Consider the following 18,972-nt stretch of genomic DNA (forward strand, 5'->3'; position numbering starts at 1 on the left):
TCGGTAGTCGGTGATAGAGTTACCTTAGCTAAACTACTACTTGCTTGGCTGTACAGTTTTGAGGGAACAACAAGTTAAACACAAGGTGCCTGGCACCGTTAAATTAACTTATTTACCTTATACAAATAGTATATAAAGTTTTCCGGTGACCATACTGGAGAGGATACACCCGTTCCCATCCCGAACACGGAAGTTAAGCTCTTCGAGGCCGATGGTACTTGGGCTTGTCCCTGGGAGAGTAGGTAGTTGCCGGAATTAATTTTAATGAACCCCCTGGTTTTGTGCCGGGGGGGTTTGCTTTATGTATAATAAAGCTTTACATTTGGAGTTAATATTTTTACAATTATTTTAATTAACTAGGATAGTTTTCTGAATTATTGAAGAAGAGGTGGGATAATATGAAGAAGCTGGTTTTATTGGGTGTATTTGCTGTATTTTTTATGTTTGCTTCGACTGCTGCTGCATCAGAGATTAAAGTGCTTACCCAACCTGCAGTAAAGGGCGACTCGGTTAGCTCGCTGGGTACTGTTCTAATTAAAATTACAGGTGGGGCGTTAAAGAATGGCGATATAGGATTATTTAGACTTCCTGAAGACTTTAGGTTTTGCAATGAGGATGAATCTACAATGACCCAGGGTGACTGGGTAGAACAACTCAGTAACGAGGCAATAATGGTGGGTAATGCAAAGAATTATGTTAAAATTCCACGCAAGTATGGTGGCAAAGAAAACGCTCTTTACGGTCAGGGGAATTTGTCTGTAACCCAGCTTGATGAAAATGAAATCATGCTCAAAGTGAACACTACCCCGGACATTTCACAGGATAGCTATATTCTGCTGTACCTTGGTGCAATTTACATAGATGAAGATGCAGGTGAGATAATAATGTCTATGCGGGCACCGTCGGGTTCCGGGTTCCCGTTCCCTAGCACAGATAAACTGGGCAGAACAGGGGGAGCAAAGGTAAAGGTAAATGCAGATACAGAACAAGATGATGCTCAAAAAGACCAGGCTGATGTTGATAAAACTGCTCCAGCAGAAAAACCGGTAGCTGAAGAAGTTGAAACTACTGGAATTGATAAAAAGATTATAAAATTTGCCATTGGAAGCATGCAGGCTACTTTGAATGGCAGCACTGTTAGCTTGGACGCGGCGCCATATATAAACTCCAGTGGTTTTACAATGGTACCGCTGCGTTTTATTGCTGAAGCGCTGAACGTCCGAGTGGAATGGCTACCAAACTTATCCCAGGTTAATATCTATGGTGATAGTAACATACTAATAAATGTTGAAACAGGTGCTGTTTACATCGATAACAGTATTCATCAATTACCAAGCCCACCGGAGGTTATAGCGCCGGGCAGAGTGTTTGTTCCGTTGCGTTTTGTAAGTGAAACTCAGCACGCTGAGATAGACTACGAAAAAAATCACAAAGTTATTACAATTAAAAGATAGGGTTTAAGGGACGGAGCTATGGATTGGTCTTTTTTGGATCAGCTAAGCGTTATCGCGTATGTTGTTGACGCGCAGCTAAAGTTAATATACGTTAACCAAACCGCTGCCAAGCGCCACAAGCAGGCAGGGATGCTAATCGGACAAAGCATTTTGACTTGCCACAAAAAAGAGGCTTCAAAAGAAAAAATTAGGCAAATGGCTGATGAATTCGCCAGGGGGAGGCGAGAGCCGTATAATTATTCGCTTAAGAAGGGTGGCAAAGTGATGCATAAAGTTATTTTGCCTTATTATGACGAGGGTGTTTTTGCAGGTTTAATTGAATTGATGTATTTTGTTTAATATAGATGCCTGCTTAGGTGAGTATAAAATATGGGCCGGATACTGATGCTATCGTCACCAGTATCCGGCCCATTAATATTCTCTTTGCTTAGGCACTTAAATCCTTAATTGCTTCAACGATCATTTCTACACCCAGACCGCCGTGGAACCGAGGCTCGCCGTTAATAACAGTAAGGGGCAGCTTAACGCGGTTTAATATCTTTTCTATCTCGGGATAGTTACTCATTTCATCGGTGCTGACGTCAACAAAACTGGTTTCCACATTGTCACCAAAAGCATACTGGAGTTTGCCCGCCAGCTCAAGCGCCTCATCCTTCATAGTTCTATCTGACCCACATCCAGTGGGATCTGATCCGCATCCGGAGTCAGAACATCAACCGCCGCCGGTGGATACCGGAGCGTCGATACCAAATACATGAACTTGTATCTTTTGCTCTGCCATAATATTACCTCCCTAAATTTTTTGACTATATAATAGCCAGTTCTGGTTTTATGTCTCAAGTTTAGTATTACATTATTAATATTATATAATACTGGCACAAAGTCAACATGTTTTTCTTATAGCGGTTGCTTTTTTAATAAATTAAATTAATGACTGAAAGGTAGGATTTTACGCCTTGAGGGTTACCCATTTGGTTTCTTGATAGACAAGGACAGCGAACTGAGGTAAAATTTACTCAGCATATACAACAAGGCATGAAAGAGTTTATTGGCTTTGAGCAAAAGAGAAAGAGAGTAGAAAATGTAATGAGCATCTACTGGAGTGAATTAATCAGGGGATTGGACCCCTATGTGCCCGGCGAACAGCCAAGGGATCGCCAATATATCAAGTTAAATACCAACGAAAATCCTTACCCTCCGTCGCCGGCTGTTCTGGAGGCTATTCGTGAGCACACCAACCAGGACCTGCGGCTTTACCCTGACCCCAATGGAGACATTCTCAAGGCGGCGGTTGCGGATTATTTTCAGGTGGAAAAAAATAACGTTTTTGTAGGCAATGGCTCCGATGAAGTACTAGCCTTTGCTTTTATTTCAATTTTTAAACAGGCAAAGCCAATTCTTTACCCGGACATTAGTTATAGCTTCTACCCGGTTTACAGTAAGTTTTTTGAGATTGAGGCGGTGACTGTGCCGTTAACCGCCGATTTCCAGATTGATTTGGCAGATTACCCGGTAGATAACGGCGGGATTATTTTCCCCAACCCCAACGCGCCTACCGGCCGTATCCTACCACTGGAGCAAATTGAAGCCTTGCTGCAGCGGAATACTGCTTCAGTGGTGCTGGTGGACGAAGCCTATATTGATTTCGGCGGTGTAAGCTGCATCCCCTTAATAAAAAAATACCCCAACCTGCTGGTGGCCCAGACTTTATCCAAGTCCAGATCACTAGCCGGCCTGCGCATCGGTTATGCCGTTGGATCGGCAGAATTAATCGAGGGGCTGGAGAGGGCTAAGAATTGCTTTAACTCCTACACCCTTGACCGGCTTGCGCTTGTGGCAGGTGCCGCGGCTATGCGTGACCGGGATTATTTTGACACCACCTGCCGGGCGGTTATGGCCACCAGGGAATGGGTGGTCAGTGCACTAAAGCAGCTTGGTTTTGAGGTGGTGCCTTCGGCAGCAAATTTTATTTTTATTTGCCATCAGAACCAAAGTGCGGAGGAGCTGTTCAGCGAACTACGGCTAAGAGGAGTGCTGGTCCGGTATTTTAAACAGCCGCGTATTGACAACCACTTGCGGGTGACTATCGGCACTGACCGGGAGATGCAGGAATTAGTCAGGCAGCTGCAGGCTATTTTAGGGAGTAACTGAGTAATTTATGGTAAGCTACGCTTTTCGGGGGACAGTACGTGCTGTCCCCCGTGGCGTAGTGGGCATATGACAAGTTTATGAATATATGGCGCGGCTACTCAGATAATCTAACATTTTCTCTTTCTTAAATACACCGTCTTCCGAGATCAGACCGGTGATAAATTTAAATGGAATTGCTTCAAAACCCTCTTCTATTTTATCCAACCTGCGGTCCAATGAAAACTTTAATGAATCGCAGATTACATAAACAGGCACCGTGGGATTATGAACAGCGGCTGTCTCAGCCAGTTTTAGACTGGGGTAACCGTTAAGTACCGAACCGTCCTTAAACACGGTGTCAGCACCAAGCAATACTAAATCCACCCCATCCAGCGAATCCGGCAAGATATCGTCAGGTATAACCCGGCAATTTAAGCCATCCGCTGCAAAGCGAAGACGGGACTGTTCCCCATAACTAATAGCGCCTGCTTGAGACTTCATTACCAGCAGCAACATTGTTTTTCCTTGCAGTACAGCATTGTGGATGGCATCTACTAAAGTGGAACTATAACTACAGGTGGCAATGGTTGTACCGGTGTTAATAAAATTTGCGGCATTGATTATGCTTTGTTTTTTATTGACAATGACATCCTTTTTTAGTTGGTCCAGCGCTTTCATACAATAATTTTGCAGTTCGGGCAAGGTACTGCTCAATTCAACACAAGTTTGCAACTGCTGCTGAAAACGGTGGACAGCATTATAAATAGTTGCCATTGTTGGCCTGCACTTGGCTAAGGCAGCAATGACCTCCTGCAGTTCACTGGTGAACAGTTCCGGAGTAGCTGCTTGACTGGTTTTGACCGACTTAGCGAGTGCCTGCAAAGCCTGAACAGCCAGTTCGCTGGCTCCACTAGTCCGGTTTGTGATAATAGCGTCAATATCGTCGAGGAGCGGCTTCATCATTTGACCTTCTCCCAGGCGGCGTATAAACCGGGTACCGTCTGATGAGAGGGAATTTGGTCCGGGTGAACCCAAAGATACTCGGTGTTTTCCCAGTCGAGCACGATTTTATCCTTATTTTTTATGTTAAACCGGAAAGGATGCACAAACCATTTTCTATCCAATTTATTATCAACAATTTGCAGTACCTCACCTTCTTTTAGTAAGGTAACTTCATCTGAACCTAAACCAACCTCTTCATGAATTTCCTGTCGGGCTTGTTCTACGGCACTTACCCCAGGTTCGATAAAGCCGCTAACCCCCGCCCAGCGTTGCTGGTAGGTGCCAACCTTGTTGCTTCTTTTCAGGATAAGTACCTGTCCGTCATTTTCCAAAAAGCACGTAACCACATGACTTTCTTGCATTAATAGCACCTCTATCCTTTATTTTTGCAACATAATCGCTAAAAAGTATTTAATGGTTAAAATATTATATCTATTGTCTGCCGGGAGTGTCAATCAACCTAGCACATAGCACATACATCTATTTATACCGTTAAATAATATGCAGAACAAACAGTAGCAATAAAAAGAGGGACAGTGTATGGTAGATTAATTGACTTAGAGTAATGGCAAATGCTATATGTAATTTTTAAAGATCGAATGCCGGGCAAATTTTTATCCAAGTTATACGGAAGGAATTTTATAGGTTTTCATGAAGATTATTAACCAGGCTTAAAGGACATATCAAAAGTTAAGTAGTAGATATGGAGCGATAAGATGAGTGTATTTGAAATCGTTATGCTGTTATGTTTCGGAGCGGCCTGGCCATTTTCCATTTATAAATCCTATAAATCCCGGTCTATCGAGGGAAAAAGCTTGCTGTTTTTACTGGTAATTTTTACGGGGTATGTGTCCGGCATCTTACACAAAATTTTCTTTTTTTATGATAGCGTGATTTACCTTTATGCCTTTAATATGGTTATGGTGGGAACTGATATTTTATTGTATTTCCGTAACAAAAGATTGAGAAATACGGGTCAACTGCGGGGCGATTAGGGAAAATATTTTAGTAGTCAAGAAAAGACCTTGGTTTGGTTAAGCGGGTAGCTCTGAATATACTAAGAAGAAGGGGAATTAGCATGAGTATTGGGGCATTTTCGATTAGTTTAACGGTTAAGGACATTAATACGTCTAAAGCATTTTATGAGAAACTTGGTTTCACTGTTATGGTGGATGACAAAAGAACACAGCAACTTTGCCACAGGAATGACTAAATATTGACTTTTCTGAGTTAAGAAGTAGTTAAATTTAAGTTCAAATGTTAGAATATTGTTAACAAAACAAATATTAAGTAATTTTTTTCGCTATCGAATATTAGGTGCATAAATGACTAAATTAAAAGGAGAGGAGGATATTATCGTTGATTCAAGATAAAGAAAGTTTTAAAAAAGCTTATCTGGATACTTTCAGCCGGGTGGAAAGCAATCCTTTGGAATTGTCAAACAACTGGGAAAAGTATCATGCCTTAGTAAGTTTAGTTAAGGAAATGATGAACAGCTATTGGGTAAATGCAGTGAAGACAAATATTGAAAAAGATCAGAGACGTATCTATTATTTATCGATGGAATTTTTAATTGGTAAAATGCTTGCTTATAACCTGATGAACTTGGGCTTAGAAAACATTGTACGGGAAGGGTTGGCCGACTTAAATATTAATTATGATGAACTGCTTCTCCAAGAAGAAGAGGCCCCCTTGGGTAATGGCGGGTTAGGTAGGTTGGCCGCCTGCTATTTAGATTCTATGGCGCAGGAAAAGGATGCAGGCTATGGTTTTGGTTTTGGGATCCGCTACAAATACGGCCTCTTTACCCAGAAAATCGTAGATGGCTGCCAGGTGGAGGTACCGGATCCCTGGCTTAAGGATGGTTATGTGTGGGCTACGCCCAAGCCGGATCGGATGATCACGGTTAAATTCAAGGGCAATGTACGGACTGCAATGGATGGCAACCGAATTATTTTTATTCATGAAAATTATGAGCCGGTATTGGCTGTTCCTCATGATATATTATTCTTAGGTTATATGGATACGTCCAAGATTAACTATCTCAGATTGTATAGTGCCGAACCTGTGATGCAGGATTTTGACCTGTTGTCTTTTAATCAGGGCGAATTTGCTAAAGCAGCTGCTTATAGAGCAGAAGTGGAGGCCATCAGCAACATACTATATCCCGAAGACCAGAACCAGGCCGGCAGGGAGTTGCGCTTGAAACAGGAGTATTTTCTTTCTGCAGCCAGTGTTGGTGATAGCATTGCATACTATAAGATGATTTACGGGTCGCTGGATAAATTTGCGAAGCGGGTGGCCTTCCATATTAATGATACCCATCCTGCCGTCAGCATCCCTGAATTGATGCGCATTCTGATCGATGAGGAAGGAATGTCTTGGGAAGAAGCCTGGGAGATTACCGTAAACGTCTTCTCTTATACCAACCACACTATTTTGCCGGAAGCCCTGGAGTGCTGGCCGGTGGATCTATTTCGTGCTTTATTGCCCCGCATTTATATGATTATTGAAGAAATTGACCGTCGTTATCTACAGGATATCGGCAGCAGGTATCCAGGCGACGAAGAATTGCTCCGGAAAACCGCTATAATTGCTGACGGCCGGATTAACATGGCCCATTTATCGGTAATTGGTTCTCGTTCGGTGAATGGGGTTTCTCGCATTCATTCTCAAATACTGAAGGAGAATATTTTTGGCGCTTTCTACAAAATCACCCCGGAGAAATTCCATAATATTACTAACGGTGTAAGCCATAGACGTTTCCTGCATTATGCCAACCAGCCTTTATCCGATTTAATTTCCCAAGCCATCGGCGTCGAATGGATTAACCAGGCTACTGAATTGGATAAACTGCTAGCTTTTAGTAACGACCGGGGTTTTATGGAACAACTGGCCAAAGCGAAATACAAAAACAAAGAAAGGTTGGCCAAATATATTTTTGAGCGGCAAGGGGTGGCGATTGACCCGTCTTCAATGTTTGATATCCATGTTAAACGTTTGCATGGGTATAAGAGACAATTACTTAACGCTTTAAAAATCATGGACCTTTATAACGCTATAAAAGAAGGGAAGACGATTCAACCCACCACCTTTATTTTTGGCGGAAAAGCAGCTTCGTCATATCAACGGGCCAAAGACGTTATTAAATTGATTAATTCCGTGGCGCAAATTGTAAACAATGACAAACAGGTGAATGATTATATACGGGTGGTGTTCTTGGAGAATTTTAATGTTTCGCTGGGAGAAATTGTTTACCCGGCGGCAGATGTCAGCGAACAGATTTCCACTGCCAGTAAGGAGGCTTCCGGTACGGGGTGCATGAAATTTATGTTCAATGGAGCAATTACCCTGGGCAGCCGGGACGGGGCCAATTTGGAAATACACGAGGCTGTGGGGGATGAGCACTTTGCGCTGTTCGGGCTAACCGCTGCTCAGGTAATGGAGCTTAGTGTAGCCGGTCGTTATAACTCCTGGGATGAGTATTCCAGCACACCACGCCTAAAAAGAGTAATAGACCAGCTGGTGGATGGGTTTTTACAAACAACCTATGATTTTCATAGCATTCGTAATGGTCTCTTGTGGGAAAATGATTGTTTTTTTGTATTAAAGGATTTTATGCCCTATACCGTGGCCTGGGAAGGACTAAATCAGAAATATGCCGATCAGGACCAGTGGCTGCAAAGCTCATTGTATAATATTGCTAAAGCCGGCATATTTTCCAGCGACCGGGCCATCAAGGAGTACCATCAACTAATCTGGAACCGCAAAGGACCTGTAGTTTAATCTTTTATGACCCGATGCAAAGACCTTATCAATCATTTCGCCTTTAAGTATAAATTAATATGACAAATATTGTACCGGCTATTGACAAATTTGATAGATAATTCTTACAATAAACTCAACATATCCACAAGTACTTTATATATGGATGCTATAAGCCTTTCAAGCTTGGGAGAAGTGGAAAATTATTTATTATATAACAATTTTGGATATGACTGCGCAGGACTGGTTTTTTAATATGATTTTCTTAGTAGACTTGACTCTGAGATTGCCAGAAGGGGGGCTGTACTATGTTTGAAAGAATAATTGTTGTGCCTGATTTATCAGACGACTCCTTGGCCTTAGTTGAGCGACTTGGTGCATTAAAGGCTTATGGGGTTAAGGAATGTCTTCTATTACATTGCCTGGATGCCCGGGTAGCTAATACTGTCACTCTTTCGTATATTTCTTCAGTGATGGAAATTAACCTCAAGGCGAAGAAAGAGGTTCTTGAAAAGCATGGATATACTGTTGAAACCAGAATTGCACCAGGTTTGGCTAGAAAAATGGTCAACAAGATTGCCCTGGAGGAGGATTATTCATTAATTGTTGTTGGCGCCCATAAGCATTCTTTTACCAGTGAGACTCCTTCAGACGGAGTCGCCTATGATGTAATTCATTATGCTCGGAAGCCGGTGCTGGTCGTAAGGTTGGAGGACGAGTATGAACCGGATACGGCCGGTAGTTTTAGTATCAGTGATCATATCTTATGCCCCACCGACTTTTCCGAAAATGCAGAACAGGCTTTTGAATACTTATTGGGCATGGCTTCTAAAGGCGTTAAGAAAATTACTTTAATGCACGTTCAAGATCAAACTATTAGCAAATACTTGGGAGACCGTCTGGATGAATTAAATCGCATTGACGATGAACGATTGCAAAATTTGAAACAGCGGCTCCAATCTATTTCGAATGCCGAGGTAAATACAGAAATAAAACATGGCAATCCTTCTGTAGAAGTATTAAAAACCGTCCAGGAAATTGGTGTGCAGCTTGTCATTATGGGGAGTCAGGGAAGAGGATTTGTGAAGGAACTTTTCCTGGGCAGTGTCAGCCATAATATTGTGCGGCAGGCTGATGCGTCCGTATTATTAATCCCGGCCAGGAGGGAGATAGCTGCTGCAGTTAATGACGGTGGTGGTTTAATGTACGGCTAGAAAAAGTAAAATGGATGCTTTGTCATTAAATAGGCTGTGGTTTATGTGCCTGATTGGAAAAAACTGCAGGGAAGCTTTGGCAGCCTCGACCCTGCAGTTTATTTATATTAATCGGGGGGATATGAGCAACCGGCAGCAGTAAAAGCACTGTAGGCCGTTACTTCAAAGAACTTACGCAAGCTCCGGGATAAAATCAAAACCTAACACAGAGCCAAGGCTTTTGGCTATTTCACTGCTTGTTCTGCCGTTTCGCTTAAGATAGTCCTCAAACTGCTCTCGATCTATTTTATTAATATCAAAATACTCGGCTTCCCCCGCGCCGAAGTAAAGGCCGCATACACTGGCCGCCGGCTCCATCATGAAACTTTCCGTTAAAGACACACCGATGCTGTGGCCGTTTAAAAGAGCAAATAGTTTCTCTTTTTCCGTATGGTCCCTGAGTGAGGGGTAACCGAAGGCTGGACGGATACCGGTATATTTCCCCTTGAACAAATCCTCCAGAGAAAGATTTTCATTTGCCCCATAACCCCAGTAAACCATCCTAACCCTTTGGTGGAGCAGTTCGGCAAAGGCTTCGGCCAGCCTGTCCGCCAGCAGTTTCACCATTAAGGCACTGTAATCATCGCCTTTAGCTTTTAAATCTGTTGCATATTCCCTGGCTCCAAGCCCGGCGGTGACAATGAAACCCCCGAGATAATCCCGCAAGCCGCCGGTTTTCGGTGCCAGGTAATCTGCCAGACACCTGTATCGGTTATCTTGACTGGCCTGCTGTCTCAGCAGATTAAAGGTGGTCAGCAGACGATTGTGGTCCAGGGGGTCGTATACCTCAATATCATCACATGCTGAATTAGCCGGAAAGATGCCAAATACAGCATTGGCAGATATAATATGCTCTTTTTCCAGGGTATCCAGCAGTTTATGGGCATCGGCCAAAAGCTTGCCGGCTTCCCTGCCATACCTGGGATCCTCTAGAATTTTTGGATAAACCCCTCGCATATCCCAGGCCGCAAAGAAAAAGGTCCAATTGATAAATTCCCTTAGCTTGGCTATGGGGAAGTTTTCTAATTTTTTAATGCCTAAGAAGTGAGGGACGCTGATTTTAGCCTCGGACCAGTTAATTTCAAATCTGTTTTTTCTAGCTTCGGCCAGGGGAATTGTCTTTATTTCTCTCCTGGCATAAGCTGCTCTGATTTGCTGGTATTCCTCATTTATTTCAGCTAGATATTTTTCCCTCCCGGTTTGGTCAACCAGCTGCCTGGCTACCTCGACGGCCTTGGAAGCATCAGGTACATAGACAACTCCTCTGGAGTACTTAGGGGCAATCTTTAAGGCCGTATGTACCTTGGAGGTGGTTGCACCTCCAATCAGCAGCGGCACCGTGAAGCCTTCTCGTTCCATATCTTCTGCCAGATGGACCATTTCCTCCAGTGAGGGAGTGATTAACCCGCTTAGGGCGACGATATCTGCCTTTTCTCTTTTGGCGGCTTGCAGGATGGTTTCGGAGGGCACCATAACCCCTAAATCGACCACTTCAAAGTTATTGCAGGCAAGCACTACAGCCACAATATTTTTGCCAATATCATGGACATCTCCTTTAACCGTTGCAAAAACGATCTTGCCCGCACAGCTGCTTTTGTTGCCGGCTTTTTCTGCTTCAATATAAGGCAGTAAAAAGCTCACCGCTTTTTTCATTACCCGGGCACTTTTGACCACCTGGGGCAGAAACATTTTACCTTCGCCAAATAAATTGCCCACCAGCTTCATGCCATCCATTAAGGGGCCTTCAATAACCCCTAAAGCCCGGTCGTAATTTTTCCTGGCTTCTTCAATATCTTCGGCAATATAATCGGTTAATCCCTTAACCAGGGCGTATCTTAATCTTTCGTTGTAATCCGCAGTTCTCCAGGCTAGCTTGTTTTCACTTTGGGCTGCCTCAACACCCTTAAACTTTTCTGCATAAACCATAAGTTCTTCCGTCGCCGTAGTGCTTTTATTTAAGACCACAGCTTCCACCTTGTCGAGCAGCTCCGGGTCTATCTTATCGTAGATCTGCACCAGGCCGGGGTTTAATATCCCCATGTCCATACCGGCATTGATCGCGTGGTAGAGGAATACAGAGTGCATGGCTTCTCTAATCACATTATTGCCCCGGAAGGCAAAGGACAGGTTGCTTATGCCGCCGCTAACCTTGGCATAAGGTAAATTTTCTTTAATCCACCTGGTGGCATTAATATAGTCTACTGCATAGTTATTGTGTTCTTCAATGCCGGTGGCTATGGCCAAAATATTGGGGTCAAAGATAATATTTTCCGCCGGAAACTTAACGATATCCACTAATATGTGATAAGCCCTGTGACAGATATCTATTTTCCTGGCCAGGGTATCTGCCTGCCCTTGCTCATCAAAGGCCATCACAACGACACCGGCACCATATTTTTTGATAATCTGTGCCTGAGCAATAAATTCCTTTTCTCCTGCTTTTAAGGAAATGGAATTGACAATCGCCTTACCCTGAATGGCTTTTAAGCCTGTTTCCAACACGTTAAATTTGGAAGAATCAATCATCACCGGTACTTTGGCTATGTCAGGTTCGCTGGCCATGAGCTTTAAAAAAAAGTCCATTTCCTTTTCAGCATCTAAAAGCCCGTCATCAAAATTTACATCAATTATTTGGGCTCCGTTTTCCACCTGTTCCTTGGCTATAGACAGGGCTGCTTCATATTGCTTTTCTCTGATTAGCCGGGCAAATTTAGCCGAACCCGCTACATTTAACCGTTCACCGATGTTGATAAAATTATTTTCTTTATTTACCTTAAGCACCTCGAGGCCGCAGTAAATAGTAACCTTTTCAAGAACGGGTATTTTTCTTGGCTGAATATTCCGCACTGCCTCGTGGATAGCCTGAATATGCTCCGGTGTAGTACCGCAGCAGCCGCCGACAATGTTCAGGTGGCCTTCCTCAGCCAGCTCCTTAACATGCGCAGCCATTTCCACCGGTGTCTCATCATATTCACCAAGGGAATTAGGGAGGCCGGCGTTAGAATGGCAGCTGATATAAAGGCCTTGGGTTTTGGACAGCTCTTTTATAAAGGGCACTAATTCCCTGGGACCAAAGGCGCAGTTTAAGCCAATGCTAAATACTCGATCGTGTTTTAAGCTTTCCGCAAAAGCTTCCAGGGTTTGGCCGGTTAAGATTCTGCCGCTTTTATCGGTAATGGTTCCGGAAATCATAATGGGCAAATTTATTGACTTTCTGGTCAGTATCGTATCAGCGGCTATGATAGCTGCTCTGGCATTTAGCGAGTCAAAGATGGTTTCGATTAATAAAATATCCACCCCGCCATCGACAAGACCCTCAATTTGCTCTTCATAAGCCTCTCGCAGCTCGTCAAAGGTTATATTCCTTAGACCCGGATTTTCCACATCCGGAGATAAAGAGGCAGTTTTATTGGTTGGACCTATAGAACCGGCTACAAACCTGGGCTTAGCTAGTTTCTTTTGCGTGTACTCATCTGCGGTTTCCCTGGCTGCTTGAGCTCCATAATAATTTAGGTCATAAACCATATGCTCCATCGCATAGTCTGCCTGGGAGATTCTATTGCTGTTAAAGGTATTGGTTTCAATAATATCGGCTCCAGCCTGTAAGTAGCTCCGGTGTATCTCTTTAATCAGCTCCGGCCGGGTGATATTTAAAATATCGTTGTTGCCCTTTTGACTGCGTCGGCAAGCTAGGCCGCCGCTAAAGGCCTCTTCCCCCAAACCCAGCTTTTGTATGGCTGTCCCCATGGCGCCGTCCAGAACTAATATCTTTTCTTTTAACAAAGCTTCTATTGGGTACTTCAATTTACCGCCTCCTTTTATACCAGGTTCCCTCAATAAATTAGAAACGGAGGAAACACAAAAATCATTCAAAATGTCAGCCGTTAATTTCTTGCGTGTCCCGTATTCATTCCATTTTGTTTTAGTATTCTAATTCTAGTTGATTTTTTTAAGGAGAGCAATTTATGATTATATTTCCGGGCAAATTAATTGTTCAACAGGATTTATTAACATGTTGAAAAACCGAACAATCATGGTAGATTATTCTACAAACCTTAGCAATTTAAATGAAACCGAAAAATTCAGGCCCGGGTTAATCAGATAACCGAGTATTGGAGTAATTAAATAACAAAGCTAGCTAAATGAGCAGTACAATGCTCTGTCGTATAAAGCGTAGTCAAATGCAAAGCCGGCCACACTTGAGCATTGGCCGGCTTTTATTGTGCATACTATAGGCGGGTTATTGATTGTTATACTGCTGCTGTTGCTGTTGTGTTGCATGGGAAATAAAGTTTTGCGGGCTGCTGGGTAGTTGATACCAGCCTCGCTGGGACATGTAGTTGTAGATTTCATAAGACATTTCAATGCAGTTGCGGGCCATGTTGGCCAGCGCTGTGCGAATATGGGGCTCTGAGCATTCCAGGGCAGCTTTGGTAACGGTATCGGCACCGTATTTATGGAAATGCAGCGCCCCTTCAGCGATGGAACGGTCATTGAGAATGCCGCTTGAGTTGCTCTGGCTGCCGGTTTGCATGCCCATTGGCATACTCAGCTGGGATTCAGCCTGAGTGGGCATCGTCGCACCCATGCCATGGCTGCCGATACCCTGCTGCATAGTGTAAGTCATGGTGCTAGCTTGCCCGGTGCTGTATTGCGGCGCAGACCACTGGGAGCCGTAAGGTGCGGTTGCGGAAGCGGATGTGCTTGTGCTCATAGTGCTGCCGCCAGTAATGGACATGGAGGTAGGCAGAGGAATACTACTGGTGTCCATCCCGTGACTTTGCATTATTTGGGTCAGTCTTTGGAAACTATCCAGAGTATGCCTTTGCTGGCGGTCCAGTAATGAGCGTAGCTGCTGGTCCTGGCAGCTATAAATGTACAGGTTGTAATGGTCTATCATGCTGGCGTTACTCCGCAGTACTTCACTAACGACTATTGCGTCATGGATTCCCGTGTTCATGGATTTCCTCCCTTTGCATAATTGTAAAGCTATCTTGTTTATTATTCAGGTATTAGGCGTAAATTATGCACACCGGGAGGATATATTATTGAAATGATAGGTATAACCAGTAATTGGCTTGATTGGTGGCCAGTACAACATTGTAATAAATTGTTATTTAAAAATAAATTTAATCCCTGCTCACCGTTAAGTATGAAAAGCATGAAAAAGATTGGGTTTAAACGTATTTTAAGTTAGGCTTGTATTTTATACTGCTAATTTTTAACAAGAATTTTCGTAATTGTTTGAGCAATAATCGGTTATTACTAAAACATGATTTATATGTTATATAAGGAGGTTAACGTGGATGAAGGCAACTGGTATAGTTAGGCGGATAGATGACCTTGGGCGAGTTGTTATTCCTAAAGAAATTAGACGTACCATGCGCATCCGTGAAGGCGAACCGTTAGAGATATATGTAGATCGTGAGGGAGAGGTAATTTTAAAAAAATACTCTCCCATTAATGAACTCGGTGAGTTTGCCAAGGAATATGCAGATTCCCTGCATGAAGCGCTGGGTCATGTGGTTTGTATCGCCGACCGTGACGAAATAATTGCTGTCTCAGGTAACTTCAAAAAGGAACTAATCAAAAAGCCCATCAGTAGTACGCTTGAGGAGATCATTAATAACCGGCAGACCAAGACAATTGAAGAAGAGCACAGCCTGGCTGTGGACGAACGGACGATGTTTAAAAACAGTGTCGTATCGCCCATTATTGCCAACGGGGATGCCATTGGTGCCGTAATCATTACTACAAGCGGGGATGAGCGCATGGGTGAGCTGGAAAGAAAACTTTCAGAAACCGCAGCCTCATTTTTAGCCAAGCAAATGGAAGAATAAACGCCTTGCGGGGCGTTTTTTTTTGGGGTTTATTAAGCTCATTGCGGCTAAGCTAATTTAAGGCAGATATAGCAATGGCCTTGGCATAAACTTTCAAGGTGTCCGAGGCAATCTGCCGCCAGTTAAACTTAACGGCTACATTGCGCTTGGCCCGCCTAGTAAAATGTTGGGCTAGTTCCGGGTTATTGAGCAGTTCAGTAGTGTAATGGGCTAGCATGGCGGCATCGCCGGGCGGCACGCAATAACCGTCTATGCCATGCTCAATCACATCACGCAGCCCCCCGGTGTCAGATACCACCACGGGCAGACCTGCGGCCATAGCTTCAAGCGCAACGATGCCGAAGGGCTCGTAAAGGCTGGGAATAACAGCCACATCACACTGGTCAAGCAGTTTGTTGCGGTCTTCATCATTGACAAAACCAACAAAATGCACCTGGGCGGCTACGCCCAGGGACTTGGCTTGTTCGGCCAGTTCCTGCTGATAGGGGCCCTTGCCGGCGATATACAGTTTGACCGGCCCGGCTTTTTGTATAATTGCCGGCAGCGCCTCAATTAATACCTGTACACCTTTTTCCGGCACTAACCGACCAAGGAAGAGAATGTTTTTACCCCGGCCTGACCGGGAGAGCGATTTTTCCCGGTCGGGTAAGATGTTTTTTGGATCAACACCGTTGGGTATCACGGCAATTTTATCAATTGGCTGGTTAAATAAACGGGCGATTTCCTGGCACATATACCGGCTGCAGCCGATTAATAAAGTGGCCTGCTTGGTTAGCTCCTGCTCAAGGCTGTGGATATGTTTCTGCAAATCGGTGTACAGGCCGTGGTTACGCCCGTATTCGGTGGCGTGGATGGTGGCCACTAGAGGCAGCTTCATTTGCCCGCAAATTAGTTTGCTGGCTTCGACCACCAGCCAATCGTGGGCGTGGACCAGGTCAAAAGGCCCAAACACATCCACCAAATTTCCGGCCATTTCCGCCATGCCGTTATTCATCTGGCCCACCCAGTTTATGAAATCGTCCGAGGTTAACAATTCAGGACGGATGCGGTGCACGTGTACACCTCTGTAGAGGGAATAGCTACCTCTACTTGACACCGGGCAGGTGATGACGTGGACTTCATCCCCCAGGGCTGCCAGGGAGCAGGACAAGTCATGAACATGCCTGGCTAGACCGCCCACCGTTTGGGGCGGGTATTCCCAGGATAACATTAAAATACGGTAACTGGCACGTGCGGTAGACGGCCGGCCGACCATATCGCAGCTACTAAAGACATGATAATCAATATCCGGTAAAAATTTGGACCTGGCTTCGATTTCCTCAAGTAAATCTATTTGAATATTACCGGTATCCACCATGCTTGCTAGTGCGTTGAAGCGGCCGATATGGTTGGTAAACCGTTGTTTGGCGTATTCCACAGCTGTGCCCGAATGAATGATGAAAGGCCAGTCGCTGCTTTGAGCCAGCAATAACTCCCGGGCTGCCTGATTTAAACAGCGTATTTCTAATTCTTGCGCATTCCGGTGTCCGTCAGCTAGATCGGTCATTTTTTCCTCAGCGTGGTGCAGGTGTTTGTATATCCAGTCTGTGGATGGGTTAAGCCAGAACTGGTTATAGCCGCCTGCACCCCAGCTGCACATGGGCAGTTCTACTACCTGGTTATTCGGGTAAGCTTTAAGATATTCGGCCGGGGTGACCATGCGCAGGGAATCACTGTCGGCGGCCTCCCGACAGAGGAAATTAAGCCAGTCCGGACCTTCGAACCACCAATGCCCGAATAGTTCGGCGTCATAAGGTGCCAGCACCAGTGGTTGGCGGTGCATTTGGCGACCTGCCTTTTTCAGTTGCTCATAGCGCTGCTGTATAAAATCCCTGGCATGCTCGGCTGCCCGCTTTTTTGCCAGGTCAGGCCGGTAGGGCTGTTTGTCCGGATCACTGCCGGTGATGCGATGATATTTTAACCCTGTGTCTACCCGGATATTATTGCCGGGCAGATAGGGACCAATATAATCCAAAGGCAAATCGTAACCGATATCCCGGTAAAATTCCCTGTATATGGGATCACCCGGGTAACCGCTGTGCCTGTCCCATACCTGCCGGGATGACTCAGGGTCACGGCCGAAAGCAGCCACACCAGCGGGAGTGCAGACCGGAGCGAAAGTGCCGAATATCGAGGTTGGCCTGCTGTTGTATATACCATGACTATCCACAAAGAAATAGCTGACCTGATATTCCCGTAATAGTTCATCCAGGCCGGGGGCGTAGGCGCACTCGGGCAGCCACATGCCCGCTGGTGGATGGTCGAAATGGCTGGCATAAAGCTCTAGAGCTGTTTGGATTTGCGCGCGCCAACTGGAGCGGCAGTTCATTAATGGTAAAAACCCGTGCGTTGCGCAGGTGGTGATAAGCTCGAGACAACCTTGTTGTTGCAGCTGCTTAAAGGGGTTTATTAAATTGCCGTTATACCGCTCATACTGTTTTTTTAACTCGGTAAGTTTTTTTAGGTAATATACGGACAGGGATTGATACTGGGGAGCATTCTGTAAACGTTCCTGTTCCAAAACGGCCAGTTCAATGGACTTTTCCAAATGCCTAACGTAACGTTCTTGTAATATTGGGTCAGTTAGCATAGTGATCAAAGTAGGGGAAAGAGAAATCGTAAGGCGATAAGGCACCTTGTCCTTTTGCATTGACTCAAAAACATCTAATAACGGCAGGTAACATTCGGTTAACGCTTCGAATAGCCATCTTTCTTCCAGCATTTCGGGAGCTTCCGGGTGGTGGATATAGGGGAGGTGCCCGTGTAAAACAATAGCCAGGTAGCCGATATGCATAATCTTTTCTCCCTTATGATGTAGTATTGTGGATGCCCATATAAAAGGACATTTGGTTCAGTATTTCGTTAACAGTTATATCAGGTTTGGAGGTGGTGGCAGCGATATTCCCCGGCAGGTGTCCCAACTTCATAGATTGCCATTGGGCCTCCCTCGCTACCCCTAGTGGTTCGGCAGGCGGTACACGGACGCTATTGGATTTGAGAAGGCTGTAAAAAACTCCGTCTTGTTCCCAACCCATGTCTGCCTGGTATTGACTGTCCGCCGGCAGGTCGTTAAAATACCAGTTTTCAGTCCCTACCGGTAAAGCTGCACTTGTTACCAGCCTTGGCTGTTCAGTTGGCTGCTCCGGGGCCAGGGCAAATAAGCGCACGATCAGCTGGTGCCCGGCAACAGCCTTCCATTGGCTGAAGGCCAGTTCCCAGTATAAAAAAACAGTATGCGGGGTGACTACCATTAAAACCATTTTGTTTTCGTCATACCACCGGGGCAGTTCCATCCGGTCAATGGAGCTTAACATAAAAAATCACCTTCCATAAGAACAGTAGATTTGTACCCGCACGTTTGGCATGGCTGTAAACTTGTATAAATACTAATTTAAGTATAACAAAATTTATAGAAAATATATACAGTAAAGTGCAGAGGCTGTGTAAAAATAAAATATTATGATAATATTGTCTTATTATTAATTATAA

14 protein-coding genes and 1 rRNA gene are annotated in these 18,972 nt (G+C 44.5%); 8 read left to right on the forward strand and 7 right to left on the reverse strand.

Translation table 11 applies throughout. The features are described 5' to 3' along the window. Window positions 1-141 precede the first annotated feature (141 nt). From rrf to SPSYN_RS04895, 3 genes are all read left to right on the forward strand, one after another. Window positions 142-255: ribosomal RNA gene (gene rrf, locus SPSYN_RS04885) — 5S ribosomal RNA — on the forward strand. A 143-nt stretch (window positions 256-398) separates the two neighbouring features. Beyond that, a complete protein-coding gene (locus SPSYN_RS04890; protein ID WP_161821352.1) occupies window positions 399-1,454 on the forward strand; it encodes a copper amine oxidase N-terminal domain-containing protein in 1,056 nt (351 codons plus the stop codon). An 18-nt stretch (window positions 1,455-1,472) separates the two neighbouring features. Next, the gene (locus tag SPSYN_RS04895; RefSeq protein WP_161821353.1) at window positions 1,473-1,793 is read left to right on the forward strand and encodes a PAS domain-containing protein; all 321 of its coding nucleotides are present in this window, start codon (window positions 1,473-1,475) and stop codon (window positions 1,791-1,793) included. An 88-nt stretch (window positions 1,794-1,881) separates the two neighbouring features. On the opposite strand, the gene SPSYN_RS04900 is transcribed toward SPSYN_RS04895, so the two are convergent. Further along, a complete protein-coding gene (locus SPSYN_RS04900; protein WP_161821354.1) occupies window positions 1,882-2,112 on the reverse strand; it encodes a hypothetical protein in 231 nt (76 codons plus the stop codon). 428 nt (window positions 2,113-2,540) lie between these two features. Here SPSYN_RS04900 and hisC point away from each other — a divergent pair, with 428 nt between their 5' ends. Beyond that, a complete protein-coding gene (gene hisC / locus SPSYN_RS04905; protein WP_161821440.1) occupies window positions 2,541-3,605 on the forward strand; it encodes a histidinol-phosphate transaminase in 1,065 nt (354 codons plus the stop codon). Between the two features lie 75 nt (window positions 3,606-3,680). Here hisC and SPSYN_RS04910 read toward each other — a convergent pair whose 3' ends face one another. Together SPSYN_RS04910 and SPSYN_RS04915 are read right to left on the reverse strand one after the other, a co-directional pair. Continuing rightward, window positions 3,681-4,547, reverse strand: coding sequence for an eIF2B alpha/beta/delta subunit family protein (locus tag SPSYN_RS04910; protein WP_161821355.1), 867 nt, complete (start codon window positions 4,545-4,547; stop codon window positions 3,681-3,683). Then, the gene (locus tag SPSYN_RS04915; RefSeq protein ID WP_161821356.1) at window positions 4,544-4,948 is read right to left on the reverse strand and encodes an NUDIX domain-containing protein; all 405 of its coding nucleotides are present in this window, start codon (window positions 4,946-4,948) and stop codon (window positions 4,544-4,546) included. The genes SPSYN_RS04910 and SPSYN_RS04915 overlap by 4 nt, the downstream gene beginning before the upstream one ends. Window positions 4,949-5,302: 354 nt before the next feature. On the opposite strand from SPSYN_RS04915, the gene SPSYN_RS04920 reads away from it, so the two are divergent. From SPSYN_RS04920 to SPSYN_RS04935, 3 genes are all read left to right on the forward strand, one after another. Further along, the gene (locus SPSYN_RS04920) at window positions 5,303-5,581 is read left to right on the forward strand and encodes a hypothetical protein (RefSeq protein WP_161821357.1); all 279 of its coding nucleotides are present in this window, start codon (window positions 5,303-5,305) and stop codon (window positions 5,579-5,581) included. A 364-nt stretch (window positions 5,582-5,945) separates the two neighbouring features. Further along, window positions 5,946-8,372, forward strand: a complete 2,427-nt coding sequence (locus SPSYN_RS04930) for a glycogen/starch/alpha-glucan phosphorylase (RefSeq protein WP_161821358.1) — start codon at window positions 5,946-5,948, stop codon at window positions 8,370-8,372. 287 nt (window positions 8,373-8,659) lie between these two features. Further along, window positions 8,660-9,565 (forward strand): universal stress protein, encoded by a 906-nt coding sequence (locus tag SPSYN_RS04935; protein WP_161821359.1) that lies wholly within the window; start codon window positions 8,660-8,662, stop codon window positions 9,563-9,565. 171 nt (window positions 9,566-9,736) lie between these two features. Here the strand turns inward: SPSYN_RS04935 and metH are convergent, their stop codons facing one another. Then, complete coding sequence (metH, locus tag SPSYN_RS04940) at window positions 9,737-13,408, reverse strand: methionine synthase (RefSeq protein ID WP_161821360.1); 3,672 nt, start codon at window positions 13,406-13,408, stop codon at window positions 9,737-9,739. 436 nt (window positions 13,409-13,844) lie between these two features. Beyond that, the gene (locus SPSYN_RS04945; protein ID WP_161821361.1) at window positions 13,845-14,564 is read right to left on the reverse strand and encodes a spore coat protein; all 720 of its coding nucleotides are present in this window, start codon (window positions 14,562-14,564) and stop codon (window positions 13,845-13,847) included. Between the two features lie 346 nt (window positions 14,565-14,910). On the opposite strand from SPSYN_RS04945, the gene spoVT reads away from it, so the two are divergent. Further along, entirely contained in the window at window positions 14,911-15,444 is a 534-nt protein-coding gene (gene spoVT, locus SPSYN_RS04950) for a stage V sporulation protein T (protein ID WP_161821362.1), read from the forward strand. Between the two features lie 52 nt (window positions 15,445-15,496). Here the strand turns inward: spoVT and SPSYN_RS04955 are convergent, their stop codons facing one another. Both SPSYN_RS04955 and SPSYN_RS04960 read right to left on the reverse strand, forming a co-directional pair. Beyond that, window positions 15,497-18,277, reverse strand: a complete 2,781-nt coding sequence (locus SPSYN_RS04955; RefSeq protein ID WP_161821363.1) for a 1,4-alpha-glucan branching protein domain-containing protein — start codon at window positions 18,275-18,277, stop codon at window positions 15,497-15,499. A 13-nt stretch (window positions 18,278-18,290) separates the two neighbouring features. After that, window positions 18,291-18,797 carry a DUF4912 domain-containing protein gene (locus SPSYN_RS04960; RefSeq protein WP_161821364.1) on the reverse strand — a complete coding sequence of 169 codons (507 nt, stop codon included), beginning with the start codon at window positions 18,795-18,797 and terminating at the stop codon, window positions 18,291-18,293. Window positions 18,798-18,972: the final 175 nt, after the last annotated feature.

Source organism: Sporotomaculum syntrophicum (assembly GCF_009932395.1).
In the GTDB taxonomy this organism is placed as follows: Bacteria; Bacillota; Desulfotomaculia; order Desulfotomaculales; family Desulfallaceae; genus Sporotomaculum; species Sporotomaculum syntrophicum.